The sequence below is a fragment of the Acinetobacter sp. ANC 4648 genome, from assembly GCF_002135345.1.
Classification (GTDB): domain Bacteria; phylum Pseudomonadota; class Gammaproteobacteria; order Pseudomonadales; family Moraxellaceae; genus Acinetobacter.
In genome coordinates this window covers 41,974-67,999 of record NZ_NEGI01000007.1, presented here as the reverse complement: position 1 = coordinate 67,999, position 26,026 = coordinate 41,974, and the positions used below count along the sequence as shown (strand labels likewise).

26 protein-coding genes and 2 tRNA genes are annotated in these 26,026 nt (G+C 37.7%); 11 read left to right on the top strand and 17 right to left on the bottom strand.

Features of this window, described 5'->3' with window-relative positions; translation table 11 throughout:
• Positions 1 to 52 precede the first annotated feature (52 nt).
• The 4 genes from B9T27_RS12445 (at position 53) to B9T27_RS12430 (ending at position 4,262) form a co-directional block, all read left to right on the top strand.
• Complete coding sequence (locus tag B9T27_RS12445; protein ID WP_086207139.1) at positions 53 to 1,045, top strand: hypothetical protein; 993 nt, start codon at positions 53 to 55, stop codon at positions 1,043 to 1,045.
• A 171-nt stretch (positions 1,046 to 1,216) separates the two neighbouring features.
• Complete coding sequence (locus tag B9T27_RS12440) at positions 1,217 to 1,594, top strand: hypothetical protein (RefSeq protein ID WP_086207138.1); 378 nt, start codon at positions 1,217 to 1,219, stop codon at positions 1,592 to 1,594.
• Between the two features lie 211 nt (positions 1,595 to 1,805).
• Entirely contained in the window at positions 1,806 to 2,570 is a 765-nt protein-coding gene (locus B9T27_RS12435; protein WP_086207137.1) for a DNA polymerase beta superfamily protein, read from the top strand.
• 462 nt (positions 2,571 to 3,032) lie between these two features.
• Entirely contained in the window at positions 3,033 to 4,262 is a 1,230-nt protein-coding gene (locus B9T27_RS12430; RefSeq protein ID WP_086207136.1) for an MFS transporter, read from the top strand.
• A gap of 87 nt (positions 4,263 to 4,349) precedes the next feature.
• On the opposite strand, the gene B9T27_RS12425 is transcribed toward B9T27_RS12430, so the two are convergent.
• The 5 genes from B9T27_RS12425 to B9T27_RS12405 all read right to left on the bottom strand — a co-directional run bounded on the left by B9T27_RS12425 (position 4,350) and on the right by B9T27_RS12405 (position 9,594).
• Positions 4,350 to 4,637 carry a DUF3817 domain-containing protein gene (locus B9T27_RS12425; protein ID WP_086207135.1) on the bottom strand — a complete coding sequence of 96 codons (288 nt, stop codon included), beginning with the start codon at positions 4,635 to 4,637 and terminating at the stop codon, positions 4,350 to 4,352.
• A 130-nt stretch (positions 4,638 to 4,767) separates the two neighbouring features.
• Entirely contained in the window at positions 4,768 to 6,930 is a 2,163-nt protein-coding gene (yccS, locus tag B9T27_RS12420) for a YccS family putative transporter (RefSeq protein WP_086207134.1), read from the bottom strand.
• A 99-nt stretch (positions 6,931 to 7,029) separates the two neighbouring features.
• Positions 7,030 to 7,590, bottom strand: a complete 561-nt coding sequence (sodC, locus tag B9T27_RS12415; protein WP_086207133.1) for a superoxide dismutase family protein — start codon at positions 7,588 to 7,590, stop codon at positions 7,030 to 7,032.
• Between the two features lie 113 nt (positions 7,591 to 7,703).
• On the bottom strand, positions 7,704 to 8,819 hold the full coding sequence (locus tag B9T27_RS12410) for an AI-2E family transporter (protein WP_086207132.1): 1,116 nt from the start codon (positions 8,817 to 8,819) through the stop codon (positions 7,704 to 7,706).
• A gap of 130 nt (positions 8,820 to 8,949) precedes the next feature.
• On the bottom strand, positions 8,950 to 9,594 hold the full coding sequence (locus B9T27_RS12405) for a ParA family protein (RefSeq protein WP_086207131.1): 645 nt from the start codon (positions 9,592 to 9,594) through the stop codon (positions 8,950 to 8,952).
• 129 nt (positions 9,595 to 9,723) lie between these two features.
• Here B9T27_RS12405 and B9T27_RS12400 point away from each other — a divergent pair, with 129 nt between their 5' ends.
• Complete coding sequence (locus B9T27_RS12400; RefSeq protein ID WP_086207130.1) at positions 9,724 to 10,191, top strand: Holliday junction resolvase-like protein; 468 nt, start codon at positions 9,724 to 9,726, stop codon at positions 10,189 to 10,191.
• 158 nt (positions 10,192 to 10,349) lie between these two features.
• Here the strand turns inward: B9T27_RS12400 and B9T27_RS12395 are convergent, their stop codons facing one another.
• Positions 10,350 to 10,973, bottom strand: coding sequence for a class I SAM-dependent methyltransferase (locus tag B9T27_RS12395; RefSeq protein ID WP_086207129.1), 624 nt, complete (start codon positions 10,971 to 10,973; stop codon positions 10,350 to 10,352).
• 176 nt (positions 10,974 to 11,149) lie between these two features.
• Between B9T27_RS12395 and B9T27_RS12390 the strand changes: the two genes are divergently transcribed.
• Both B9T27_RS12390 and B9T27_RS12385 read left to right on the top strand, forming a co-directional pair.
• On the top strand, positions 11,150 to 11,710 hold the full coding sequence (locus B9T27_RS12390) for a hypothetical protein (RefSeq protein WP_086207128.1): 561 nt from the start codon (positions 11,150 to 11,152) through the stop codon (positions 11,708 to 11,710).
• A gap of 82 nt (positions 11,711 to 11,792) precedes the next feature.
• On the top strand, positions 11,793 to 12,200 hold the full coding sequence (locus tag B9T27_RS12385; RefSeq protein ID WP_086207127.1) for a protease inhibitor I42 family protein: 408 nt from the start codon (positions 11,793 to 11,795) through the stop codon (positions 12,198 to 12,200).
• A gap of 196 nt (positions 12,201 to 12,396) precedes the next feature.
• Here B9T27_RS12385 and B9T27_RS12380 read toward each other — a convergent pair whose 3' ends face one another.
• Together B9T27_RS12380 and B9T27_RS12375 are read right to left on the bottom strand one after the other, a co-directional pair.
• On the bottom strand, positions 12,397 to 12,954 hold the full coding sequence (locus B9T27_RS12380) for a hypothetical protein (protein WP_086207126.1): 558 nt from the start codon (positions 12,952 to 12,954) through the stop codon (positions 12,397 to 12,399).
• Positions 12,955 to 12,978: 24 nt separating this feature from the next.
• On the bottom strand, positions 12,979 to 13,758 hold the full coding sequence (locus tag B9T27_RS12375; protein ID WP_086207125.1) for a class I SAM-dependent methyltransferase: 780 nt from the start codon (positions 13,756 to 13,758) through the stop codon (positions 12,979 to 12,981).
• Positions 13,759 to 13,883: 125 nt separating this feature from the next.
• On the opposite strand from B9T27_RS12375, the gene B9T27_RS12370 reads away from it, so the two are divergent.
• Positions 13,884 to 15,146: a hypothetical protein gene (locus B9T27_RS12370; protein ID WP_086207124.1), complete on the top strand. Its 1,263-nt coding sequence runs from the start codon at positions 13,884 to 13,886 to the stop codon at positions 15,144 to 15,146.
• Between the two features lie 72 nt (positions 15,147 to 15,218).
• Positions 15,219 to 16,172 (top strand): 2-hydroxyacid dehydrogenase, encoded by a 954-nt coding sequence (locus tag B9T27_RS12365; protein ID WP_086207123.1) that lies wholly within the window; start codon positions 15,219 to 15,221, stop codon positions 16,170 to 16,172.
• 36 nt (positions 16,173 to 16,208) lie between these two features.
• Here the strand turns inward: B9T27_RS12365 and B9T27_RS12360 are convergent, their stop codons facing one another.
• The 5 genes from B9T27_RS12360 to glyQ all read right to left on the bottom strand — a co-directional run bounded on the left by B9T27_RS12360 (position 16,209) and on the right by glyQ (position 20,577).
• Positions 16,209 to 16,739 carry a hypothetical protein gene (locus B9T27_RS12360; protein WP_086207122.1) on the bottom strand — a complete coding sequence of 177 codons (531 nt, stop codon included), beginning with the start codon at positions 16,737 to 16,739 and terminating at the stop codon, positions 16,209 to 16,211.
• Positions 16,739 to 16,900: a hypothetical protein gene (locus B9T27_RS14925; protein WP_171263396.1), complete on the bottom strand. Its 162-nt coding sequence runs from the start codon at positions 16,898 to 16,900 to the stop codon at positions 16,739 to 16,741. The genes B9T27_RS12360 and B9T27_RS14925 overlap by 1 nt, the downstream gene beginning before the upstream one ends.
• 57 nt (positions 16,901 to 16,957) lie before the next feature.
• On the bottom strand, positions 16,958 to 17,338 hold the full coding sequence (locus tag B9T27_RS12355) for a hypothetical protein (RefSeq protein ID WP_086207121.1): 381 nt from the start codon (positions 17,336 to 17,338) through the stop codon (positions 16,958 to 16,960).
• A gap of 186 nt (positions 17,339 to 17,524) precedes the next feature.
• On the bottom strand, positions 17,525 to 19,594 hold the full coding sequence (gene glyS, locus B9T27_RS12350) for a glycine--tRNA ligase subunit beta (protein WP_086207120.1): 2,070 nt from the start codon (positions 19,592 to 19,594) through the stop codon (positions 17,525 to 17,527).
• Positions 19,594 to 20,577, bottom strand: coding sequence for a glycine--tRNA ligase subunit alpha (gene glyQ, locus B9T27_RS12345; RefSeq protein WP_086207119.1), 984 nt, complete (start codon positions 20,575 to 20,577; stop codon positions 19,594 to 19,596). The genes glyS and glyQ overlap by 1 nt, the downstream gene beginning before the upstream one ends.
• A gap of 498 nt (positions 20,578 to 21,075) precedes the next feature.
• Here glyQ and B9T27_RS12340 point away from each other — a divergent pair, with 498 nt between their 5' ends.
• Positions 21,076 to 22,173, top strand: a complete 1,098-nt coding sequence (locus tag B9T27_RS12340) for an HPP family protein (protein ID WP_086207219.1) — start codon at positions 21,076 to 21,078, stop codon at positions 22,171 to 22,173.
• 90 nt (positions 22,174 to 22,263) lie between these two features.
• On the opposite strand, the gene B9T27_RS12335 is transcribed toward B9T27_RS12340, so the two are convergent.
• Positions 22,264 to 22,530: a PspC domain-containing protein gene (locus tag B9T27_RS12335; protein ID WP_086207118.1), complete on the bottom strand. Its 267-nt coding sequence runs from the start codon at positions 22,528 to 22,530 to the stop codon at positions 22,264 to 22,266.
• A gap of 337 nt (positions 22,531 to 22,867) precedes the next feature.
• Between B9T27_RS12335 and B9T27_RS12330 the strand changes: the two genes are divergently transcribed.
• Positions 22,868 to 23,563, top strand: a complete 696-nt coding sequence (locus B9T27_RS12330; RefSeq protein WP_086207117.1) for a hypothetical protein — start codon at positions 22,868 to 22,870, stop codon at positions 23,561 to 23,563.
• Between the two features lie 281 nt (positions 23,564 to 23,844).
• Here B9T27_RS12330 and B9T27_RS12325 read toward each other — a convergent pair.
• From B9T27_RS12325 to B9T27_RS12315, 3 genes are all read right to left on the bottom strand, one after another.
• Positions 23,845 to 23,920, bottom strand: a tRNA-Lys gene (locus B9T27_RS12325).
• 22 nt (positions 23,921 to 23,942) lie between these two features.
• Positions 23,943 to 24,018, bottom strand: a tRNA-Lys gene (locus B9T27_RS12320).
• A 130-nt stretch (positions 24,019 to 24,148) separates the two neighbouring features.
• Complete coding sequence (locus tag B9T27_RS12315; protein ID WP_086207116.1) at positions 24,149 to 25,990, bottom strand: long-chain-acyl-CoA synthetase; 1,842 nt, start codon at positions 25,988 to 25,990, stop codon at positions 24,149 to 24,151.
• Positions 25,991 to 26,026 lie beyond the last annotated feature (36 nt).

Sequence of the window (26,026 nt, the reverse complement as noted above, 5' to 3'; positions counted from 1 at the left end):
AAAATAAAACAATTTGTATAATAAAAAAGCATTTAAAAACAAAGAATATAATATGAAAAATAAAATTTTATACGCCATTATTGCGGGATTAATTCTGATTGTTCTATTCCTTGTATTTTATCGCAATGACAAATTATCAAGCGTAGCCACGACATTGAATTCAATCAATATAGATATATGTGGCTCTATAGTTTCATTGCCAAAGGATTATCAAGTTTTAGCTGCAAGTGTTTATGCAGGTACATCTAGCCATAGTTTGCCTGCGGAATATAATGGATATAAAGCAATTGATGTTGTTGTTACCGTCACCAAGCCGACCGTTATTGTTTTAACGGGCTATGAACAAAATGTTTGGAATATTAAAGAAACACAGCCAAATTTAGTAAAAGCTGTATTACTAATAGGATCTTATGATCAAAAAGTCATTTTAAATGACAGTAAAGCCAAAGTTTTAGGCGGTAAAAATTCTGCTTGTAATGGGAGTTATTATGATGAGCAGGAAATTGAACAGCTGAATCGATATAGTCAGTCTCATCTTAAAAGAAATGTAGATGCACTTTATGTATTGGGTGAAACAAAATATATTAATATGGATGACAGCCAAATTGAACCCTTAAAGAATAAACTTAAAGATCAACTTCAAGCATATACCAAGAAAACTGCTTCTGTGCTCACGAGTGAACATTATATACAGTTGCCAGAAAGTGATGAGGGGATGCAGAAAGCTTTGCAATTGGGGCTAATTCGTCCAGTAACGAATTCTGATGCTGAACAATTTGATTTGGCTCAAATTAGACTAACGGTAGGGAATAATTCTGATCCGACAGTGATCATTGGTCTAGGTGATGAGTTAAGACATGAGTTTTATCCAGACCGCAGCTATGTCATTTTAAAACCTTTTAAGTTTCCAGGTGATATGTATGGCGGGCATTCAGCAACATTCAATCTGCCTGAAGGTGTTGCATATCCAATAGGAGAGTTATCACACTCCACGCTTTACAACATGAGTGATGGAACATGTAGAGGTGCAGGATGCAGTCACTGAATTTAAAATTGATGTCATTTGTTCAACCACACCATTAAAAATATAGAAAATTATTTTATCCTTAAGATTTAATCTGTAAGTTCTTTTAGGGATAGCTACATAAAGTTAATCGTGTGAAAAATGAAGACATGGCATCATAGGTGCAATGTTTTTTATGGGAGATATTTTCCAATGTTACGTTTATTGTCCACCTCTATAATATGTTTGGGCTTAATGACGACAGGTTGTGCAACGACAAAAAAATTAGCCTCTAAGGTAAATGTTGGCTCATCTAATACGCCAATGCAACAGGTGTTAAAAGTTCAGCCTGATATTGTAAAAGAGCAAAACAGCCTTTCGATACGCCAAGTGTTTAACCGTGTTGAGGCGCCAACAGCGGCTCAAATTGCAGTGATTGAGTCTAATTTAATGGATGATTCTGTTTCTGCTATTCGTACCGATTATATTTTTAAACTGGTAGATAATGATTGGAAGTTGCAAGAAACTAAAAAAAGTTATCAATGTGCACGCGGCAATACTAAAAGCTTTCAAACCAAACGATGTTCTTAGTTAATTGTTTGTGATTAAAATTTAGACTTTTACTCTCATTAAAAACGTATCAGATTTGGTACGTTTTTTAGTTTTAGGGATATTGAGTAAATGACTTTAAAGTTTTGAATTATGGCTAGATGACTTTGAATTGATGAGCTAAATAAAAAATTGACTCGTTAGAGGGTAATGTTGCATTGTGATGGATCTATAATGATTGATTTAATATAAGATGCAAATAGAACAAGAAATTCAACACTTATTTAAAGATCGAGATGATTTTCCACTTTTTTATATTGAAAGTGGTAGTCGCCTATGGGGAATGGCAAGTCCAGACAGTGATTATGATGTACGTGGTTTTCATCTTCCATCTAAAGCACAATATTATGACTATAAAAAATACCGTGATTTAATTGAAATTATGGATGGAGATTTTGATTTTGTTTCTTTCGATATAAATAAAATGTTTGGATTGCTTGCCAAAAGTAATCCAACAGTTTTAGAGTGGGTTAGAGCACATATTATATATTTCAATCAGTTTCCAGAATGGGAAACGTTTAAGGAGGGATTGTTAAAACGGATAGATTACAAGGCTTTGTATTACCATTATCTTTCATTAGCCACTAGTGGTATGCATGTGATGCAAACTGCTGATAATTTCACTTATAAAAAAGTATTTTATTCTATTCGTGGATTAATGTCCGCGGAATTGGCAATGCAGCAAATTATGCCTGAATTACTTATTACTGACTTATTTGCACAAATTGATATAAATGATGCACTTCGGCATTGGGCAGAAACTTATTTAGAAATTAAAAAACAGCAAAAAGAAAAAGCTCAGGTTCCTGATGTCGAACAACAGCAAATTTTAAAATTACTGAATGAAAAAATTGAAACTTTAAAATTAAGAGCTATGCAAAATACCAATGATTCAGAAGAGTTACAGCGATATCTCACGGATTATAGTTTTAGTTTAAAACAATACTATTATGGTTAATGATATAACTCTGCCATAAGGTACACTATGGATAAAGTTATTAATTAGCGTGTTGTATTGTTTAAGTGTTAGGATTTCATCTTGTATTTTTTACTCACAGATTGAGAAACTCAGTGAACGATTTTATTAATAACTTTAAACCATATGAATAAACTAAAATTTATTTGCACCAAAAACAAAGTGACCAATAAAAGTACAACTCGAATGCTTGCTGAAATTCTGCTAAACTTAATTAATATATAGAGCCAACCAAATATACAGGTTTTATGTATTGTAAAAACCTCACAATTACTTATTTTATCTACTCAACATCTTGTGAATACGGTGTATAAAGCCGCTTAAGACTAAGCGCACTTTCTAAAATTTATATTTAAATTCTCAGTGCTTGTCATTGGGTTGATGCTTATCTCCCTAAAAAAGTAATCAGCCTTTATAAGAGCCTATAACGATATGTAGAAAATAATGCAAAAAATTCAAACCACAACGTTGAGCCGTGCAACGCTCATGTTTCCATTGGCATTAGTACTGTTTGAATTCTCAGTCTATATTGGCAATGACTTAGTCCAACCTGCGATGCTCGCTATTACCAAAGAATTTGGTGTAAGTAGCTCGTGGGCACCATCTTCGATGTCCTTTTATTTATTGGGTGGAGCATGCGTGGCATGGTTACTCGGCCCACTATCTGACCGTATAGGCCGAAAAAAAGTTTTATTGGCAGGGGTACTCTTCTTTGTTATCTGTTGCTTACTTATTTTACTCACCCATAATATTGAAAGCTTTTTAGCCTTACGTTTTCTACAAGGTTTTGGATTGTCTGTGATTTCTGCTGTAGGCTATGCAGCCGTTCAGGAAACCTTTGAAGAACGTGATGCCATTAAAGTCATGGCGCTGATGGCAAATATCTCTTTACTTGCTCCATTACTGGGGCCTGTATTGGGGGCTTTCTTAATTGATCATCTATCATGGCATTGGGGCTTTATTGGTATTGCTTTACTGGCTTTTCTGAGCTGGTTTGGCTTGAAAGCAAAAATGCCCAGTTCGCAAGTTAGCAAGCCTAAACAACCATTTCGTTATGTATTGGATGACTTTAAACAGGTCTTTAAAAATAAAAGATTCTTAATCATGACCTTGGCTTTGCCGATGATAGCAATGCCACTGATGCTATGGATTGCCTTATCTCCAGTCATGTTGGTGGAAGAGTTAGGCCTAAGTAGTATGCAATATGGTTTAGCACAATTTCCAGTATTGGGCGGTTTAATAGTCGGTAATATTGTGTTGATTAAGGTGATTGATAAATTGGCCTTAGGTAAAACGGTATTAATCGGGTTGCCAATTATGCTGTTAGGTACTGTAATTGTTTTGCTAGGTGTCATTTGGAGTGATTACTTTATTTATTGCGTCATTTTAGGTATGACTTTAGTGAGCTTTGGTGAGGGTATCAGCTTTTCTGTGCTTTATCGTTTCGCATTAATGTCATCCGAGGTTTCCAAAGGTACAGTTGCGGCAGCAGTTTCAGTGTTAATGATGTTTAGCTTCTTTTTCGTAATTGAATTGGTTCGTGTTCTATATGAGCATTACCATTTTTGGGCATATGGTTTAATTTGTTTTGCATTGGTCGCATTATGGTTTAGTTATCCGCGGAGTATGTTGAATACTATTTTGCTAGAACGTAAACAACGAGGTGAGTTCTAATCTTTTATTTTAGACCATGAAGAGTAGGTTGTTATTGAAAAAGGAGCATTGATTAATGCTCCTTTTTTATTTTTCATGAGAGTAGATTTAGTTTTGCTCTAATTTCTTGAGTTTATGATCAAAAACAAAAGGCCCAAATGGTAAAATTGAAGCAATAAAACCGAAAATAAACATCTTAATCGACCATTTTTGCTTTTCACACACCACAAATAAAACAGCTAAAAAGGCAATGAAGAGGATGCCATGCCCCATACCCACATATTTCACCATGATGGGATTATCCCAAATGTATTTCATCGGCATGGCAATCAACAGGAGTAATAAAAAAGAAATGCCTTCTAAAAAGCCAACAACACGTAACGATTTGATATTCATGGTCACTATTTAAGCATGAGAATGAAGCTCGAGTGTAGCGGAGTCCGTAGTAAAGTTGAATGAAAATTAAAATAAATTTATTAATTTTGCTGCAGTGATTTAACCCTACTCAAAGGAAACCTCTAAGCTATTATTTAATCTCCAAGGCGAATAAAGCTGTTTTCAGTTTCAGCAATTCAGGTAGCGTTTCTAGCAATAAACTGATTTGTTTTAGCGCTAACAATAAATCGTCAGAAAGCTGATCTTGTGTGCTTAATTGTTTAATTTCCTCGAGCTTTTGTTGGATTTTTTGGTTATCTAACGCGTGTTGTTGCACGATGACATCATTAAGCATCTGCTTACACCAAAGCATTAATGCTAAAACTTGCTGGTCTTGTACTTGCTGACGGTGACTTCCCAATGCAGAGACATAACTTAGTTGGCTATGGCTATACACCAAATAGCGAAAGGCATTGTGAATTAAATCCTGATTGGGATTCGGCTCGGTACTTAAGCTTGAAATCATACTGGATAATTCAATTTGCGCATTATGGGCATTCCGCCGTGCAGTTCGGTAAGCCATACTATTATTTTTACCGTGTTGGTATTGCTCAACAATGGCATCAAAATAGTCCAAGGTCGCTTGCGTACTTTTCTGAATAGTTTTAGAAATATTGCGGAAATTCCAATCTGGCCAAATAAAACTCACCGCAAACCATGCAATTAGACAGCCTAAAATGGTATCAATGATTCTAGGTAAAATAACGGTATAGCCTGAACCCTTGAGATTAAAAATCAACAACACCATTAAAGTGGCCATCAGCGTCGCCATGGCATATTTTTTGGAACGTAAATAGAAAAAAGACACGCCAAAAATAATGGTCAGAATCAATTGCCCTTCAATACTGGGTACGAAATACAGTACAGGAATACCGAAGATGACCCCTAAAAGCGTGCCTAAAGTACGCAGTTTCAAACGGCTTTTAGTTGCAAAATAACTCATCTGACAGACAAATAGACTAGTCAGTAATATCCAGTATCCATTTTTAGCAAAGGGCAACAGAGAAAGGGCATAACCGACAGCAAAGACAAAAGCGATACGTACCGCATGTCTAAACAGTGCCGATTGTGGGGTAAGGTGTTGTTTAAGTTTGAGCCATAAATCTTGAACCCCATGAATATCATCATCTAAGAGATTAATATTTTGTTGCTGTTGATGGCTATTACCATGATAGTGCTGTTGGTAATTGTATTGTTCAATACTCAAGTTTAGAAATTGATCTCGAATATTATTGAGATTACGTAAAATTAATAATAAGTTTTTGACTTCTAAATTATGGGGGTTTTCTTGTATCCATTGATGAATGGAGAGGTCTAAATGGTGCAGTGCTATTTCGGTATCTGGATTGGCTTGAAAGGGCTGTTGATGCAGAATTGCATGTGCAAGGGCTTGGCAGCTTTGAGCATGTAATCGTACATTTTTTTGAATGCGAAAGATTAAATCTGTACGGCTAAAATATTTATGAATGTTCTCATAATGCAGATAATTGGAGGTGGCTTGTTCATGAATATCTTGTGCTAAGAAGTATAAATTGAGCCAGTAAATAGTGTTTTTATTGGCACGTGAGGCCTTCAAACGGGTAAGTAGTGATGCTTTTGTGATATTCAAACTATGTACGACATGGCTATTTTGCAGAGACAACTCATATAAGCATTGTTCGATATTCTTGGTATTATCGGGATCAAAGAGCTTAGATTTAATGTTGAGAAGTTGTGAAAGCGCATTGAAATTTTGCGCTAAATTATCTTGTAAGGCTTGAGTCGGTTTGAGTAAATAAAAAATTACAGCGCTAAGACCATACCAAAGCGTACCGATGATAAAATAGCTCGGCTGTTGGTACCATTCACTGTATTCTCCCAATCCGAACATAGTGTAAATGGAGAGTAAAATCGTACCAAAGGAAATGCTAGCATAGCGCTGCCCTAATGCACCCATTAAGATGAGGGCTGCACTAGAAAGCGATAAATAGACAATGAAGAAAAATTTATAAGGATAAAGTAGGTCTAAAATACTGCTGACTGTAAAAAATAAGATACAGACATAGCCTAAATTTCTTAGTCGAATACTGAGGCGATCATCAAAGTCCGTCAGGGCCGTTGCAATGGCACCTAAAGTTACTGGAACAATTAAATACTCTTTACCTAGAAAATAAAGGCCGAGCGTGGTACCACTCAGCACAATAAAAATTTGTAGGCAATACATCCAAATAGAATTGGATTTAAAGCTTTGGAAAAGCTGTTGCAGACTATTCACAAAAGGTATTCGCAAGAGTAAGGGCTTGAGCCAGCTCTATTTTTCCGGCTCAGTCCTTGAGTATTCAATGGTGGGAGTATCTATAAATGGTGGTGATCATTATTGAATAACACCACAAGCGATGCGTGCTCCACCACCACCTAAGGGTTTAGGGTGATCGGAATAATTATCGCCTCCAGCATGGATCATAATGCTTAAGCCTTGAATATTTTCGAGCTTTAAACGCGGTGCGATGACGGTTGTATTGGCATGGCCATCGGAATCGACATTCAATACAGGTAGATCTCCAAAATGTCCGTCATTGGGCGTGCCATGAATGGCATGTGTGGGATTGAAATGCCCCCCCGCAGCTAACGCAGCTCCCATTTTTCCATCTTTTTCAGCAGGTGCACAGGAACCATTTTCATGAATATGAAAACCATGATAACCAGATGGCAATGCTGAGAGATGTGAGGTAATCATTAAACCTTGAGAGCTATCTTGAAAAGTTACTGTTCCAATTTTTTGTTGAATGCCTTGAGCTGTCACAGCATGTATATCGACAATTTTTTGCGGTGCTTTATTCTTATTGCTATGAGATGCAGTAGTCGTGCTGCACCCTACAGTGAATAAAGCAATGAACGTTGTTAAAGCAGACATTTTAAAAAAAGAGGAAAGCATGGTGACGCATCCTTATTGTGTTTGTTGTACTGCTATTCAAACAGAGCAGAGGATGCGAGGCAATGCGAATGAGTCACTGTATTGTATCAGTTTATTAACAAATTTGAGCCAACTTAGAGTTTGGGAGTGTTTTCATCATCAATGTCATAAGCCAATGTTGCTTTCGGCACAGGTTCAGGGTCAATGGTTTCGTGTAACCATTCACGCCAAATGGCGAGCAGGATGGCTAAGATAACTGGACCAATAAATAAACCGACCAATCCAAAACTAGCCAAGCCACCTAAAACACCAAACATAATTAAGAGGAATGGAATTTTAGTTGCACCTGAAATGACCAGAGGGCGAATTACGTTATCTGAAGTACTAACAATACATACACCCCACGCCATGATGCCAATTGCTTCAACCATGTGTCCTTTTGATAATAACCATAATGCCACGCTGGTATAGGCGATTGGTGTTCCAAAGGGGATCAGTGCAAGTAAGAAGGTAACAATGGTTAAGACCATTGGGTTTGGTACATCTGCAACGAAATAACTGAGGCCGGCTAAAATTGCTTGTGCAACAGCAGTTAAACCTACGCCATAAACCACAGCACGTGTAGTTTCTGAAATCGTATCAATATAATGATGGATACGTGGGCCAATAATTTTTTCGAGTGCTTTACTGACTTGATGGACAATCGTTTGCCCATCTCGATAGAAGAAAAACAGTGACATGATGGCAAAACAGAGTTTGACGATATTCTTGGTAATTTCATTTAGAACAAATTTACCATAGTTCATATGCCCCTGAATCCAAACCCCAATGGTGTGTGAAAAACTGGTGGGGTCAGCATTAAGTTCACGTACTGTCCGAGTAATTTCTTTACCAATAATAGGTAAGTCTCGGATTAAATCGGGAACGGTTATGTCTCCAGAAGAAAATTGGCGTTGTAAATCGAGATACAGATTACGACCTTCGTGTTGTAAAATAAAAATAGCAAAGGTCAGTGGCAAACCAACCACCAAAATGACTAAAGTGATCATGATTGATGCGCTTGAGGTTGGCCGATTTTCACCACACATTCTCTGGATGCGTTTGTACATTGGCCAAGTCATATATGCGATGATACATGCCCAAAGTACAGGCACGATAAAATATTTGAGTATGTCAAAACCCAAATAAATTAAAATAAAAAACAGCCCAAATAATAAAGCACGCTGTAAGGTCGGATTAAATTCTTGCATTAATCACTCTAATCTCATTTAAATTTTCATGGAAAAATGTAAGCATTATTTGGCTGACATCATTCGGTATATGCTTTTCATCATATATCAAAAATTATCAAAAGTGCGATTTGCAACTATTTTCTAAAATTTAGAACCAATCACTGGGGTCATCGATTAGTGCATCAAGCAACGGCTGCCATTGCTCTTGAATGGCCAAATAGCTTTTTTGCGGTTTATCAAAAATACTCAAACCATGCATAGCCAATTGTCCATAAGCACTACGTTCTGAAATCCAAGCGACAGGCTTTTGTTCAATTTTATCGAAAAAATGTTGAATATCTTTAGAACTTGAACTATTTGATTTAACTCGATTCGCAACCAAATGCACTGCGACCTTGCCTTTGCGAATGCGTTTAATCTCTTGAATATGTTTTAAAAAACGTTTGGTACTGTCAATGTCAAAAAAGGAAGGCTGTAGGGGGGTCACAATGGCATGACATTCACTAATCAATTGCTCAGCATGTTCACCCGTTAGTGCACCAGGGGCATCAATAATTAAATATTCTAAATTTTTGGGTGCTTCACCAATCGATTTTTCGTGTCGCCAATCTAGGCTTTGAATTGTCGCTGCATCTTCAAGACGTTGCTTAAGCCATTGCAATGTTGATTTTTGATTGTCTGCATCTGCAAGTGCGACTTTATAACCTTTTTGAGCCAAAGCCGAAGCCAATGTAATCGCAGTAATTGTTTTACCGCAGCCGCCTTTTAGATTTGCAATGAGTATTGTTTTCATGATTTACAATTAAAATGGGCAATAAAAGTTTGATCTTAGCTTAGCATTATTTTTCAGCAAGAAGATGATACATGACAAAAGTTTAGTTGTTGTTTACATTGTGCTGAGTTTGAGCTTTAGGATGAAAAGATGTCCATTTGGATGGCGATGTTAATTGGCGCCTGTATCGGAATTGTGTTAACCACCATGGTTCTGTCGAGCACTAGAAATGGAAAAATTAAAGCAGAATATGAGCAATATATTGCTGAGCTTGAGTTGGAACATCAGCAGGCTTTGGTTAGTGCACAAAAACGTAGTGTAAATACCAGTCGTGCAGTATTGAAAGGTAAGATGGCCGAGCAAATGGCTCCGATCATGCCTGAATTTCAATATTTGCCCAGTGATGCTAAATTCTTGGGTGATCCCGTTGATTATGTAGTTTTTGATGGTTATAGCGACTTTCGGGATGGCGAAGGCCGAGCTGAAGATATTGAAGTGGTGTTAATTGATATTAAAAGTGGTGGGGCACGCTTGAGCAAAGGACAACAAGCAATTGCTCAGGCTGTTCGAGAGGGGCGTGTGCGTTTTGAAACCATCAGAATTAATTTTGCAGATTAAACCTAATCTTCTGAATGCTGAATTTAATTCATTTTTATTTTCACAACGCCATTTTATGTAACAAGGTCAAGACATGAGAAATTCATATTTTGACTCTATTGAGACATTGTTTTTTATAAATATTTAATAAAAATCAATGATCGTCATGAAAAAGAGCATTACATTTTTTGTGCTTTGGCAAAAAACATGCGACGTCCAATTTTAGGAACTCCATTGGCATCGTAATAGGCTTTGAGTATAAATTTAAAATTTGCTTTAAATAATGCCAATTCAATATTTCGATTGAAATGGCAGCCATCTGCAATCACCTTTTGTAAGGGAGTAAAAATATCTTGCAGTTTTTTTAAGGTGTTGTTGTCATTATATTGAACGTGTTCAACTAAATGCAGTGTGCCCTCTGGTTTTAAGACCCGATAAATTTCTGAGATCGCTTGGTCTAAATCGGTAATGCTACACATTGTCCATGTGCTGACAATATTATCAAGTGAGGCATCAGCAAAAGGCAGTTTTTCCGCACTGGCTTGAATGTGTTGAACTTGAAAAGGGGCCTTTTGAACACTTTGGTGTGCCAATTGATACACATCAGAATTGGGTTCAAGCGCATATAATTTATCAATGTTTTGATAAAAAGGAAGGTTTAATCCAGTGCCAAAGCCAATTTCAAGTACTTCACCTTGAAGATTTGAAAGAAGTTGATGCCGACTTTGCATCAAGCTTGGGGTCTGCATGATTTGATTGAGTAGATGGGGGAAAATATGTTGTTGGTAAAATTTATAGATCATCAGTTAAACTTTTTTTAATTGTAGTGCTTTGATTCTAACTAAAAATATACGCAGAATATAAGACAAAAAAGTGACGAAATTTCTGTATTTTGTTACTTAATCTTGATTTTATTATAAGATTTTAAGTCCATACTAAAATCAGATGAAATATTGACTCGATGATTTTGGAGGGATCTATGACCAAAAGATTAATTTTTGCTGCTTTATGCGCATTTACTGCCTTACATGCCAGTGCGAATCCATCGGCTGAATACAATATTGCCAAAGGCTTAGCACCGAGTGTGAAAGATCAGAAAATTTCAGTCTTAGAGCCATTTCAAGGTGAGTTTCGGATTTTAGGTTCAAAAGAATATTTTTCTGATGAACAGGCCAAGTTTTCACCGATTGATTATGCCGTCACTCGTGGTTTATTTACCGAACCTGAAATTGCTCGTCAAATTTCAATTAACCAATATGATCGTTACTTAAACTGGAAAATGGCACGTACTCCTGTTCCACCTCAGTTGGCGACTCAATTGGTCAGTAATATGCATATTATTCCTGCTAATCCTGAAATTGCTAAAGAAATTAAAAAAGTACGCCGTGGTGACTTAGTTCGTTTAAACGGTGATTTAGTTCAAGTGAATGACAAGAATTTAGTATGGACATCTGCTTTAAACTGGAACGGTGTTGGAGATGGTGCATGTAAGTTGATTCGTGTGCATTCAATTCAATGGATTGAAAAACAAAATATTTAAATAGATATTGAGAAAAATAGAGACTGTTTAAAAGATTGCTGTAATTATAAGCAGAACTAAATCAAACCAATGAGATAGATTGATGAAAATTTTTGCCAGTATTGCCGTGATTCTATTGGGCGTAGGCTTATCTGCTTGCCACAATCCAAGTTCAACTGTGATGGCTAAAACTCATGTCTATACATTAAAGCAAAAGTGTCCAGCTTTAATGGAAATGAAAGTGGGTGAAAGCTTAGTATTTAATGCATCAGAGAATCCGAGTACTGGTTATCAGTGGCAACTGGCTCAGCCTTTAAAAATTTTTAAAACCGAAGAGACTTTTCTACAGAAAGATGCAGAGAATGGTGCTGTTGGAGAGGGAGGAATAAAAACCTTCCAATTTACCGCCGAAAAACCTGGCCAAGATTTGATTGAATTGGTACATGTACGTTCTTGGGAATCGTCTAAGCAGCCTGATCAGCGGTGGCAATGTCGAATCCGAGTTTCCTAAATTTATCTATATCAAAGGCTTTGATAATAAATAAGACTTTGTATTCAGGTTCGCTATTTAAAATGCCAGATTTTAAGATATCATCTAATTTTTGCGTAGCTAAAATCTTTTGTGGGCTTGAATGGAATACTCGGATTAGCCAGTTTAGAGGTAGCATTAATACTACCTCTTGCCATTTCAGAATAATGCTTGGTTTTTAGGATTGTTTCTGGTTCTTTTCTTTCCAATGATTTAATTGCTCTTGTGCCGTAAATAGGTCCCCCATACCTTTTACTGCATCAGATGGCTGTTTCAGTTCACCATCAGGTGACTGTTTTTTCTCAGCATAAACTTTGGCTTGATTTTCCCAATATTGGTATAGCAAACCTTGGATATAGCGTCCTTGCTGAGTTTTCAAATCTAAATCTTTTAACATATTGAGTGAAGATCGAATGCTATCCTGTTTCAGTTGCTGCGTTATTTCAGCGCTGAGCTTACCTTCAACTGCTCTCTTTTGTAGATCAGCTTCTAATTCATTGTTCATTTCATTAAATTTTTGATCGTATTCAGTTAGCAGGGTAATATCATGCGCATCATCGGGTGTTGCTGGAAACTCTTGGATCGGTCTAGTTTTGAGCTGATCTAAAACTTTGGGTGAGGCATCTGTCGCTTGATGATTATTATGACTTTGTTCGGGCTTTGGTGTACATGCAGTCATGAGGAAGGTGACAAACAGTACGCTAGTCAACAGCACAGGATTTGATAATCTATTCATGAAAAACATTCTCCAATGGGTGATTTAATTTTTAATCTTTCTAAAGTGATAAGCATAGGTGACATAAGGGAACTCAATCTGATCTTGAGGGGATTTACCCGTATGTTCAAAAATAATCTGTTCAAATTGCTGCTGTAACTTTAACTGTTCAGCTTGTGGCATTGCAGCGATAAAACTGGTGGACAGTAAGCGCTTACTGACCACATCTTCCACTGTTCCTTTTTGCAGTTGAGAAAAGAGTTTGACACTTTCTAACCGAAATAAAAATTGATGTTCAAAGACTTTTTTCCATGCGCCGCTATGATAGCGTGGGGTATCGCCTTCATATGAAGCGAGCAGATCTGCCAATGCTTTGACCCAGCTCACCTCCTCATCACGTTGGTTCCAAATTAGACCCAAATGTCCTTCTGGTTTTAGAATATGGTGAATTTCATTTAAGCTTTCAATCGTGGCAAACCAGTGAAAGGATTGAGCACACAAAACTGCATCTATACTTTCTGAAGGGAGTGGAATATTGTCACTAGATGCGTGTAGCACTTGTACATCAGGATGTACTATCTTCAATTGTTCGAGCATTTCTGCAATGGGTTCGATGGCAATGCTATGCGGTGTCACTTGTTCTAGATAAGTAAGGAACTTGCCTGTGCCTGCGCCTAAGTCCACCACGCTAGATTGGGGCGTAAGTTGAAGTTCGTCTTTTAACCAAGCGATGATCTGCGGTGGATAGTCTGGACGGACTTGTTGATACAATTCAGCAGCAGAGCTGAAGCCTTTTTGTGCAGCAGGATGTAAGGAATGTGTCATATTTTGCGCTTTTCTATCTGTGTGCAGTATCTATAAAATATGACACTTGATGCGATGAATAGGCAAGTTATCTATTTGTTTAATTTTTGTACTAAATATGAGAGAGCCTATGTCTCGGTGTTGCAATGGATAAGCAGATAATTTTTGAAGATGAACAAATCAGAGTCATTTATTTAAAAGGTAACTCTGATACTTTAGTGTTGTCTTTTGGTGATTTAATCTCCCGTGCCAAAGGTCTCTCGATTAATGCTGAAAAATCATTAAGTAAATATGATTACAGCGTGGTCGGAATTATGCCAAAAGAAAAATCATGGTTTCCTGCATCAAGTATGGCGGCACTATTACCCCAGCTACAACCAATTTTAGCGCAATATCAACGCATTGTTGGCTATGGTGGTTCAATGGGGGGCTATGCAGCTATAAAATATTCAAAGCTTTTTAATATGCAGCGTGTTGTGGCGATGGTACCACAATATTCGATCGATCCAAATGAAGTAGAAGATCGTCGTTATACTGATTTTTATGATGCAAAACTGAATGCTGATATGCGTATTCAAGCGCAGGATATTGCATCGGAATGTGAATATATCATTGTTTATGATCCATATTTTGAAAATGATAAGGAACATTACTTAAAGATTAAACCGCTTATTCCCCAGTTACACACGTTACATCTTCCGTATACTGGTCATGATGCGATTGCTGTTTTGGCAAGTTCATCTTTATTACATGATTTTATTGAACATCCATACGATCAAACCTATTTTTATAAGCAAATACGTGAGGTGAAAAAGAACAGTAAGTTTTATTATCGCAGCGTGATTGCACATTTATTAGGAACGCATAATGAAGCTTTGGGAAAAATTTTAAAAACGATTGATTTACAATTGGATAGTAGTTTTTTTGATGCCAGTTTAAAGCAAACTATTACCCGAATTTTATTGACCAATAAACGGGTAGATGAGCAAGATCTGAAAAAATTAGGGATTCAGGTTAATTTACCCTTTGAAAATAAAACCCAGCTACAAGATTGTTTTGGTAATGTGTTAGTTTTCAATGTAATCACTCAAAAACTTGAAAGTTATGATCAACAAGTAATTGATATAAATGGTAAATACATTATTCCCTTACATGTTGAAAATAGTGGCTTGGCACAAGTGGAAATTAAAAAGCAGACGTATTTAATTTGTATGAATGACCGCCGTGTTACCAAATTATTTAAAAAAGATGATGCACTCTCTTTGGATATGAATCCGATCATTATTAAGAAGTGTGCTGATTTTTATGTCTTAAGTTATAAAAATTTATATATGAGTTGTGATGTGCAGGGCAATTGTAGTTTTGAGACAGATTCACTGCAAGACACTGAAAAGTTTGTTGTTATTTAAGTATAGGTTCGTTTGTGAGCAGTGTAGTTGGGATTGAAAAAATTTCGCCGTGATCAGTAATAGGGATAAAACATGAGAGCTGTCTTTTTAGATTATCAATCTTTAGATAAAAATGACTTGGACTTTAGTCAGCTAAAAGCAGCATGTGATGAGCTGGTACTTTATCCATCTACCGCAAGTGAACAGGTTTTAGAACGTATTCAAGCTGTCGATGTGGTGATTAGCAATAAAGTTGTGCTCAATGCCGAAATTATTCAACAGTGTCCAAATTTAAAACTGATTTTGATTTCAGCCACTGGAACCAATAACGTTGATTTAAAACAAGCACAGCAGCAAGGGATCATCGTCAGTAATTGTCAGGGTTATGGTACAGCAGCTGTGGCACAACATACACTGTCGTTGATGTTGGCTTTGGCAAATTCTTTGTTGCAATATAATCAAGCCGTGAAACAAGGGGCATGGAATAAATCATCCAGTTTCTGTTTGCTAGATTTCCCTATCATTGAGCTATCGGGTAAGACTTTAGGCATTCTGGGTTATGGAGAGCTGGGTAAAGCGGTCGCAAAATTGGCCAAAGCATTTGGGATGAACGTTTTGGTTGGAGCATTACCACATCGCTCCATTGATGCAACACGTATACCATTTGATGAGCTTTTATCACAAGTCGATTTTCTCAGTTTACATTGTCCCTTGAGCGATGAAACACGTGATTTAATTGCAGCTAAAGAATTTACTGCTATGAAAAAGTCTGCGTTCTTAGTCAACTGTGCTCGTGGCGGTATTGTCAATGAACAAGCGCTAGCAGATGCTTTACGCCAAGGGGAAATTGCTGGAGCTGCCACAGATGTACTCAGCGTTGAGCCACCGCAACAAGGCAATCTTCTACTGTCTGAGGATATACCTAACTTAATTATTACCCCACATAGTGCGTGGGGTAGTGTGGAAGCTCGGCAAAGAATGCTGAATCAGTTGGTTGAAAATATACAAGCCTTTAAACAAGGGCAGCCGATACGACGAGTAAGCTAAAAAAATCCCACCGCTCGGTGGGATTTTTTTACTGAATTAACGCGGAATATCTGCTGAAACCCCATCTTGCATCATCGCTTGCTTTGAGCTGTTGTTATTGTTTGGTGGAGCTTGTTGGGTGATTGTAGGCGCTGTAACAGCATTTTTTGCTGGTATTGTAGTATCTTCCGAGCTTGACGTTTGACTTAAGTGGTTACGTTGAATGGGTACACTACCACCACTTGTACCAATCAGCACATCTTTGGTTTCATTGACCTTCTTTACTGCCGTATCGATGCCTTTTCGGGTAGTATCCTTTGCAATTTCTGCCTGTTCAGTAGTGTAGTTCTTCGTATTGTCCCAAGTCTTATCTACTTTGGGTTTAATTTTATGAATCCCTTTTTCTGTGGCTGCTCCGACTTTTTCAGCAGTATTTTGAATTTTTTCACCAGTTTTATACGCTAATACCCTAAAAATATTCGGGTTATCGCCGTAGGGTTGAGATTTTATTTCATTTGCTGTTTGAGCATATAGAGAGGGTGCTGCCACAATTGCTGTTGTAATACAGAAAGTTTTAATCATATTCATTATGGGTTTTCACCTTCATTTTGTGTAGCGATGTATTGGCTATATAACTTTAAGCCCATCATACGTTTAAAAGTATTTTTATAATTGATTTCGTCAGTAAATTGATACAGCAAATTATCAAAATGAAACAAAGCTGAAAGATTATGAAGAAAAATATTCATAATCTTTCTTCTTCCTATCATATTGTGTACTTTAGGTCGCTGGTGGTATCACCTATATTAATCACATTGTTTTAGATTTGAAGCTTTAAAGTGATTTTTGAGTGCATTGAAATTGCTTTGTTGCACTGGATTTTGCACATTAAAAATAGTTTGTTTGGTTTCAATTGTGGCATTTACATTTGAAACTGCTGAAATCAGTTGATCACCTTTAAAGATCCAATGTTCAGTGGCTTTTCCTGTTTGGAAGTTGCCAATGAATTCAATGACACAGTTATCTTTCTGCTTAATGAGGCGAGCAAGATTGTCGTTGGTTTTTGGTTCAGCAGATATGTTTCTGTATTGTTCTAAAATGATGGATATATTTGGGTTAGTTAGTGTAGTTGAGCAGGCAGTGAGCGCTAAAGTTACAACAGAAACAAATAGTATATTTTTTTTCATTTTAGTCTTTAAATAAAATAATAAGTTATTAAGAAGTATAAATGACCTAATTTATATGTTCTGTCAAAAAATCATGCAGATATAGATATTAAGGTAAGTAGTAAGAATCTATTAATCGCTTACTTAATACAGATGAAGAGCGAATAAAAAAACCCGCTTTAAAGCGGGTTTTTAAAAAATAGGAGCTTAGTGTTGTAACACTGAAATATCCGCCACACTGGTAAACAAGCCACGCAATTGCGCCAATATACGTAAACGATTGGCTTTCAATTCTGCATCATCAGCCATCACCATAACGCCTTCAAAGAAAGCATCAATTGGTGCACGTAAAGCAGCAAGCATAGACAATGCTTCTGTGTAGTTCTTCGTATCAAGCAGCGGTTGAACGACAGGCGTTACTTTAGCAAGTTCAGCGAATAATGCTTTTTCAGCATCTTCAACCAAGTTTGCTTCAACCACAGCACCCGTTGGTTCAGCTTCTTTCGCAAGAATATTGGCAACACGTTTGTTGGCAGCAGCAAGCGCAGCAGCTTCAGGTAATGCACGGAAGTGATTCACCGCAGTTACACGCTTATCAAAATCTAAAGGAGATTTTGGTGACAATGCTTGAACCGCTTGAATCACATCAACTGCAACACCTTGGTCTTCATATTTGGCACGGTAACGACCTTCAAGGAATGCAACAGCATCCGCTAAAGTTTTCGCATGATCCGCAACCACATCACCATAAGCATTCAATGCAAGCGTAATTAATTTTTCAATCGACACGTCAAGATTGTTTTCAGTCACTAAACGTAAAATACCAATTGCAGAACGACGTAATGCAAATGGATCTTTAGAACCTGTCGGTGCTTGGCCAATACCGAAAATACCAGTGAGCGTATCTAAACGGTCTGCAAGGGCAATGGTTGTACCTGTTTTGGTTTTCGGTAAAACATCACCTGCAAACTTCGGTAAATACTGCTCGCCTAAAGCTTCTGATACTTCATGGTTCTCACCTTCAAGACGAGCGTAATATGTACCCGCAATGCCTTGAAGTTCAGGGAACTCACCCACCAATTCCGAAGTTAAGTCGCATTTTGCAAGTAACGCTGCTTTTTCAGCATCAGCAGGGTTTGCACCAGTGATTGCAGACAAAGCCACAGCGAGTTTTGCAATACGTTCAGACTTGTTCCACAGCGTCCCAAGTTGCGCTTGGAAAACCATATTTGCCAATTTTTCTTTACGAGATGCAAGCGGTTGCTTTTGATCTTGTAAAAAGAAGAATTCAGCATCAGACAAACGAGGACGTACAACTTTCTCATTTCCTTCAATAATTTGAGCAGGATCTTTAGACTCAATATTAGAAACGGTAATGAAGTAAGGTTGTAATTTATTCTCTGCATTCACTAAGCAGAAATACTTTTGGTTATCCTGCATGGTGGTGATTAACGCTTCTTGCGGCACAGCAAGGAAACGTTCTTCAAAGCTGGCACGAAGCGCAACAGGCCATTCTACCAAGGCAGTTACTTCATCACGAAGATCAGCAGGCACAATCGCAATCGCATTGACTTCATCAGCTAATGCTTTGACTTGACCATCAATAATAGTTTGACGCTCTTCAAAATTTGCAATCACATACGCTACTTTTAACTTCGCTAAGTATTCATCTGCATGCGTTAAAGTAATGGCTTCAGGCGCATGGAAACGATGACCAAAAGTCACATTACCCGCTTTATGATCCTGAATAGTTGCATCAACAACATCATTGTCTTTCAACAACACCACCCATTTTACAGGACGAACAAATTCAGTACGGCTTGCCGCTGAACGCATACGTTTCGCAATAGGTAGGTTGTCTAAAGCAGTTTGTAAAATTTGTGGCAATAAAACGTCTAAGCTTTGACCTTCAACATCTTTTAAGAAACAAACTTTTTCAACTTTACCTGCTTGGAATGTGGTTACTTGATCAGCTGTGATGCCTTGACCACGCATAAAGCCTTCTAGGGCACGTGTAGGTTTGCTTTCCGCATCATAAGCTGCTTGTAGCGCAGGGCCGTCAAAACGTTTCTGTGTATCAGGCTGAGCGCCATCCACATTGACAATTTTTAAAGCCAAACGACGCGGTGCTGCATAAGCTTCGATTGAATCGAATGCAAGACCTGCATCTTTTAAGCCTTTAACCGTTTCAGCTTGCAGCGCATCACGTAATTTTTTTAAGCTTTTTGGTGGAAGTTCTTCACAGCCCAATTCGAACAAAACGGTATGTTTAGACATTATTTGCTCTCCTTGTTGGCTTCTTTCGCTTCTGCTTCAACTTGTGCTTTTAACTGCGCTAAGACTTCATCACGCAGTTCAGGCTCTGCCATTGGGAAGCCAAGCTTGGCACGTGCAGCCACATAACTTTGTGCAATAGAACGTGCCAAAGTACGCACACGTAAAATATAACGCTGACGTTCAGTCACAGAAATTGCACCACGTGCATCGAGTAAGTTAAAGCTATGTGATGCTTTAATCACTTGTTCGTATGCAGGCAATGGAAGTTCGGCTGCAATTAAACGGCTTGCTTCGGCTTCGTAAAAGTCGAACAATTCAAACATTTTTTCAACGTTGGCATATTCGAAGTTATACGTTGATTGTTCAACTTCATTTTGGTGGAATACATCGCCATAGGTGACTGTACCGAATTGACCTTTTGTCCAAACCAAATCGTAAACTGAATCTACACCTTGTAAGTACATCGCAAGACGTTCAAGACCATAGGTGATTTCACCTGTCACTGGATAGCATTCAATACCGCCGACTTGCTGGAAGTAGGTGAACTGTGTCACTTCCATACCGTTGAGCCAAACTTCCCAACCTAAGCCCCAAGCACCGAGCGTTGGAGATTCCCAGTTGTCTTCAACAAAACGAATGTCGTGTACAAGAGTATCAATCCCAATGGCTTTTAAAGAGTCTAAATACAGTTGTTGGATGTTGGCTGGGTTTGGCTTTAATACCACTTGAAATTGGTAGTAGTGTTGCAAGCGGTTCGGGTTTTCACCATAACGACCGTCTTTAGGACGACGAGAAGGTTGTACATAAGCCGCGTTCCACGTTTCTGGCCCTAATGCACGTAGGAAGGTTGCCGTGTGGAATGTTCCCGCACCCATTTCCATATCGTAAGGTTGTAAAATGACACAACCTTGTTCAGCCCAGTAATTTTGTAAGGCAAGAATTAAGCCTTGAAATGTATCAATATGCGATATGGCGCGACTCATGCAGAATCCACTATAAGTATTAGAAAAATTGGCTCTAAGTATAAGGATTTTGCAGGAGAGTGGCAAAGGTTCTCTAGAAAATAGATAGCAGTTAAATCTAACTGTTTTAGACTGATGAAAAATTATTTTTGAGTATTATAGTTTAGTAAAATTAGGTGCAAATTTTAGAAGTTTGATATCTCTCTAAGTGATAATCTTTTTTATGATTAATGAAAATATTTGGCTATACCTGGTTTAGATTTAAGCTTTTTTTTGCATTTAGTAGTGTTTAAGGTTTTCAAAATTTTCCAATCATAACACCCAACAAATAACACTGTGCAGTAGAAAGAATGAGCTGTAAATATTTACCACTAACTAATAGCATTGGTAATCTGTTATTAAAAATTAGATGTGTAAGGATAGTCACTGATTAATTCTAAGATAGGGAATAAATACATCTTATGGCAACATCAACGTATAATGAGCACTTCTTGAGTGCGTAAAAGTGAAAGGCTTACTGTGTTTCATACTAAACTTGAATGGCTAAATACCTTAAAACCTAATTTTAAAGTGTTACCGCTAAAGGAGAGAATCCTCTGTGGTCTTGGTGCATTACTTGGTTTAATTCTATCTTCTTTGATTAGTTGGTATGTACTGGGGGACTTCAATGCATGGTATATCGCACCCATGGGGGCATCATCAGTATTGTTGTTTGCTGTACCTGCAAGTCCTTTAGCACAACCATGGAATATGGTGGTCGGGAATATCATTGCAGGTATTATTGGTGTGACTTGTGCGCTGTATATCTCGAATTTTACAGTCGCTTTTAGTATTGCAGTAGCCCTATCTATCTTTCTAATGATGACGACAGACTCATTGCATCCCCCAAGTGGGGCAGTGGCTATTACTGCGGTATTGGGTGGAACATCCGTACATGAGTTGGGATACGTTTTTATTTTTTATCCCGTCTTACTGAATTCAGTTTTACTTTTGATTGTGGCTATTATTTTTAACCGTTTGCTTGGAAAACAATATCCACAAATCGCACAACTGAATACACGCTCTAAAGACCCAACACCAACGCAGAAAGTCACCATTCAACCGCAAGATATTCAAGATGTTCTAGAGCATCAGACAGAGCTTTTGGATATTAGTGAATATGACCTACAGAAAATTATCTTAGAAGCACAAGATAAAGCCAACGCACGTATAGTGAGTGCATACTTGTGTCAGGATATTATGAGTAAGGATGTCATTAGTTTGCATGAACAAGATAATATTCACGATGCGCTCGCTAAATTTAAACGGGTTAATTTAATGAGTTTACCTGTTGTGAATATTGAGAATGAATTGGTCGGTACTTTAGCGTTATATGATGTTGTAGAGTGGTTTAAACGTGCAGCTGACCCACATACATCATGGGAACACTTGGTTCAGCAGATTATGAATCGTCAGGTAGTTACAGTGAGACCTTCACAAATGATTCAAGATTTAGTGCCATATTTTGTAGAGAAATCGTTTAACTATATTCCAGTAGTTGAGCAGCATAAATTAGTCGGTATTATTAGCCGTGCCGATATGATTGCAGCGTTACAACAACAGCTAAATCGCATCTGAAAATACAGATTTTAAGCATAAAAAAAGCTACGACAAATTAGGGAGAGTATGTCGTAGCATAAAATTGTTAGTCAATTTTAATAAAAATACTTAACGCGACTGTCTTTGATCTTCATAGATATTCTTAATAGGCTGTTGATAGCCTGTTGGCGCATTTAGCTGTAGTTCTTGCTTAGGAATTAATAACCACAAGATCAAATACACTAAGATCCCAGGAAATGCAGCACTCATACAAGAAACCACAATAAAAATAATGCGCAGTAATGTCACATTCCAACCAAAACGTTCAGCAATACCGCCCATAACACCGGCGATCATATTATGTCGGTTAGAACGATATAAACCAGAATTGGCCATTAAACTCTCCTTAAATAAAATTATGAGATCTATCTACTTCTGTTACTTCTGTATAGAAATAATCTTGCTACAACACAGTATATGGTGGGTATTACTACATTTTTAAAGCTATATCGTCACATAAAATTGCAAAAATCATATCTCCAGCATAAATGAATAAAATTAAAGCATTTTAGATAGAAGTATTAGTATTCTTTATCATTTAGAGTTGAAGATGTATTTTTTTTATACTTTTGTAAAAAAGTTCTAACTTTAGTATTTTGTCAGTGAGGAACACCCTAATATATAGCCAGTATTTGCTTGAAGATGAAGTTTCATTTTGCATGGTTATTCGCTTATGTTTTTAATGTTGGGTCGAGTGGGTTCATTACGGATCGGGTGTTTGAGTCTATGTCTCAGTTTTTTATTGAGTGCGTGTGGTCAACAACAGCAAGATTTTACAATGGATTCAGAACCTAGTGATGACGATAGCCAAACCAGTACCGCCACACTTCAAGCTGATCAAGAGTCTATCGTTTCAGGCACATTTGATGAGGGTGAGGATCAAGGGAAAAAACTCACAGATGTGGCAGGACAGGCAAGTATTCCCATGCTAGGAAATCAACGCTCCAGTCATAAATCATCTCAGCTATCAGAACAGCAACTTAAGTATGTCGGGCGCTACAGTACTCAAATTAATTGTAGTGATCATTTTGTCGATTGTGAAAAAGGTACAGTTGAATATATCTTAAATTTATTACCCGATGGAACAGCACACCGAACCATTGTATATTCGGGGCGGATGCATTTAGATACAGATAATCAAGGCAATACGATTCAACCTTATCGAAAAGATACTTGGTCATATGAAAACAATGAAATTGTTATCCATTTGGCTGAGGGAGCAGAGTTTTATTATACGATCGATGAGCAACAAAATTTAGTGATGAATTTGGAGAAGATCTTAGAATCAAACAAGCGAAAAAATCATGTCTTTGCGAATAAAGATTCAATACCTGATCAGGCTTATGTTTTGATGAAATCAAAGAGTTGATTTCAATAATGACTTAATAAAACCACTGTGAAGTATTTTAGAGTATTTCATTAATCTCAATGAACCAGTTAGAACTGAACTATGATGATGGATTGTTTTGATTTAGAGATCAGTGATTTAATATTCAAGATGCTTACAATTGGGGAAATTAGAGTATCCCTCTGAATGCTTTAAAAGACTTTTTCTACTTATTAGTATATTGAGCGTTGCCAAGAGATGATGCATATTATTTTCTATAATAAAAAAGCCTATCAAAAAATGATAGGCTTTTTTAAGAATCTTGGTGGGTCGTCCGCGATTCGAACGCGGGACCAACGGATTAAAAGTCCGCTGCTCTACCAGCTGAGCTAACGACCCATAGGGGTTTCAAAATACAAGATGGTGGGTCGTCCGCGATTCGAACGCGGGACCAACGGATTAAAAGTCCGCTGCTCTACCAGCTGAGCTAACGACCCATCTCGTTTTGATGTTGCGTATTTTAGCAAGATCTCAACGAAGCGCAAGTGGAAATTAATAAAAATTAAAACGTTTGCTTATAAATGCGGCAAAATTGCCACATTTAGTCAAAAAATAAGCAAAAGTCAGTTAAAAACGATATTTATAAGCTTCGATGTTGTCACAAATTTCTGTATTTACGTCACTATATGCGATTGCGCCTGGCAATAAAACCAGCAAACGATCAGAAGTTTTCGTTGGATCGAAGCTTTCTTCTTTCAATTTATTCTTTTGATATTTAAATGTTCCTGTAGTTTCGACGGTTTTTTGAACACGCAAGAAGACTGGAATAGCATAGGCAGGTAAATGCTTTTTAAATTCGATCACCATGTTGCCTAAATCTTGTTCATTCAGTGCATTACCATTATGCAAGGTAATGGCTGCCATGCCTGCACGACCATTAGTGTTCGGGATTTCAACCCCATAGACCACTGCTTCTGCGATTTTTGGATATTCGCTGACAATATTTTCTACTTCCGTCGTCGAGACATTTTCGCCCTTCCAGCGGAAAGTATCACCGAGGCGATCAACAAATTGAGCATGCCGGAAACCAATATCACGAACCAGATCACCGGTAATAAAGTAAGAATCGCCTTTCTTGAACACGTCTTTCATGATCACGGATTTGTTTTTTTCAGAATCGGTATAGCCATCAAAAGGTGAGCGGCTGGTAATTTTCCCAATCAACAGACCAATGCCGCCTTTCTTCACTTTAATACAATCGCCATTTGAATCTCGAATCGCTTCATTTTTTTCTTTATCAAACTCAACGATGGCATAAGGTGTTGGAGAGAAGCCGACTGTATTATCAAAGTTAAAAATATTGCTAAAACCGACATTCCCTTCACTCGATGCGTACAGTTCTAAAATTTCTTCGATTCCAAAACGCTCTTTAAATTTTCCCCAAATATTCGGACGCATACCATTGCCAATCATTTTGGTGACACGATGAGCACGGTCGAGGTCAGATGATGGTGCATCCATTAAATAGCGGCAAAGCTCTCCAACATAACCAATCGCAGAGGCATTAAATTTTTGCACATCTGACCAAAATGCCGAGGTTGAAAATTTACGTCGTAGCGCAAGGGTACTGCCTCCTGCAATCACACCACACCAACAGACCACCATTCCAGTTGCATGGTAAAGCGGTAGGGTGCAATACATCACGTCATCTTCACTTAAGTTCAGGATGTGACCGTAGGTGCCGTATGCAAGTGTCCAGCGACTATTACTAAAAATAACGGCTTTCGGTAAACCCGTTGTTCCTGAGGTATAAATATAGAATAAACCGTCTTTACCTTTGACTTTATGCGTGGTTGGTACATTAAATTTTGGGAACTGAATGATTTTTTCAGCGAGGTTAATATAGCCCTGTGGCGCTGTACCGACATCTTTACGGGTAATTTGATCTGCAAACCAAAAGAAACGATCTTCCGTAATATTTAAATCCTGACGTATTTCGTCAACTGCGTTACGGCATTCTTCACCGGCAATAATGGCAACAGATTTGACTAAGTTAACGCTATGTGCGAGTACTTTTCCTGTTTGAGAGGTATTCACCAGTGCAGAAGTTGCCCCAATTTTAGCCAGTGCAATGACTGTGGCTAAAAGTTCTGAACGATTTTCAATCATGACCGCAATCACATCACCCTTGCAGACTCCAAGAGACAAGTAATAGTGAGCAATTTGATTGGCCCAGTCATTCAGCTCTTGATAAGTATAGCGTTGCTCTTCAAATAACAGTGCATTGCCATGAGGATTGCGTTTTACTGCTTTTTCAAAGGCTAATGCTAAGCCCGTGGGTGTATTTGGGGTACGAAGATAGGCTTGTTTCAGACCTGTGAGTAGATTAGGAACTTTATTGAGGAATTTAGGTAGTCGTGTAACTACATCAGCAATACCAATTAAATCGGTTTGTAGCATTTGGCTCATATTAATCCTATTTTTTTTCGTAATCCGATAAGGTTT

Coding starts and splice junctions, on each gene's coding strand:
- B9T27_RS12370 (WP_086207124.1), top strand. CDS start 13,884: ATGGATAAGCAGATAATTTTTGAAGATGAACAAATCAGAGTCATTTAT.
- B9T27_RS12440 (WP_086207138.1), top strand. CDS start 1,217: ATGTTACGTTTATTGTCCACCTCTATAATATGTTTGGGCTTAATGACG.
- B9T27_RS12395 (WP_086207129.1), bottom strand. CDS start 10,973: ATGATCTATAAATTTTACCAACAACATATTTTCCCCCATCTACTCAAT.
- B9T27_RS12315 (WP_086207116.1), bottom strand. CDS start 25,990: ATGAGCCAAATGCTACAAACCGATTTAATTGGTATTGCTGATGTAGTT.
- B9T27_RS12380 (WP_086207126.1), bottom strand. CDS start 12,954: ATGAATAGATTATCAAATCCTGTGCTGTTGACTAGCGTACTGTTTGTC.
- B9T27_RS14925 (WP_171263396.1), bottom strand. CDS start 16,900: ATGAATATTTTTCTTCATAATCTTTCAGCTTTGTTTCATTTTGATAAT.
- B9T27_RS12425 (WP_086207135.1), bottom strand. CDS start 4,637: ATGAATATCAAATCGTTACGTGTTGTTGGCTTTTTAGAAGGCATTTCT.
- B9T27_RS12385 (WP_086207127.1), top strand. CDS start 11,793: ATGAAAATTTTTGCCAGTATTGCCGTGATTCTATTGGGCGTAGGCTTA.
- B9T27_RS12410 (WP_086207132.1), bottom strand. CDS start 8,819: ATGCAAGAATTTAATCCGACCTTACAGCGTGCTTTATTATTTGGGCTG.
- B9T27_RS12430 (WP_086207136.1), top strand. CDS start 3,033: ATGCAAAAAATTCAAACCACAACGTTGAGCCGTGCAACGCTCATGTTT.
- B9T27_RS12365 (WP_086207123.1), top strand. CDS start 15,219: ATGAGAGCTGTCTTTTTAGATTATCAATCTTTAGATAAAAATGACTTG.
- B9T27_RS12390 (WP_086207128.1), top strand. CDS start 11,150: ATGACCAAAAGATTAATTTTTGCTGCTTTATGCGCATTTACTGCCTTA.
- B9T27_RS12375 (WP_086207125.1), bottom strand. CDS start 13,758: ATGACACATTCCTTACATCCTGCTGCACAAAAAGGCTTCAGCTCTGCT.
- B9T27_RS12360 (WP_086207122.1), bottom strand. CDS start 16,739: ATGAATATGATTAAAACTTTCTGTATTACAACAGCAATTGTGGCAGCA.
- B9T27_RS12330 (WP_086207117.1), top strand. CDS start 22,868: ATGTTTTTAATGTTGGGTCGAGTGGGTTCATTACGGATCGGGTGTTTG.
- B9T27_RS12445 (WP_086207139.1), top strand. CDS start 53: ATGAAAAATAAAATTTTATACGCCATTATTGCGGGATTAATTCTGATT.
- sodC (WP_086207133.1), bottom strand. CDS start 7,590: ATGCTTTCCTCTTTTTTTAAAATGTCTGCTTTAACAACGTTCATTGCT.
- B9T27_RS12355 (WP_086207121.1), bottom strand. CDS start 17,338: ATGAAAAAAAATATACTATTTGTTTCTGTTGTAACTTTAGCGCTCACT.
- glyS (WP_086207120.1), bottom strand. CDS start 19,594: ATGTCTAAACATACCGTTTTGTTCGAATTGGGCTGTGAAGAACTTCCA.
- B9T27_RS12400 (WP_086207130.1), top strand. CDS start 9,724: ATGTCCATTTGGATGGCGATGTTAATTGGCGCCTGTATCGGAATTGTG.
- B9T27_RS12405 (WP_086207131.1), bottom strand. CDS start 9,594: ATGAAAACAATACTCATTGCAAATCTAAAAGGCGGCTGCGGTAAAACA.
- B9T27_RS12435 (WP_086207137.1), top strand. CDS start 1,806: ATGCAAATAGAACAAGAAATTCAACACTTATTTAAAGATCGAGATGAT.
- glyQ (WP_086207119.1), bottom strand. CDS start 20,577: ATGAGTCGCGCCATATCGCATATTGATACATTTCAAGGCTTAATTCTT.
- B9T27_RS12335 (WP_086207118.1), bottom strand. CDS start 22,530: ATGGCCAATTCTGGTTTATATCGTTCTAACCGACATAATATGATCGCC.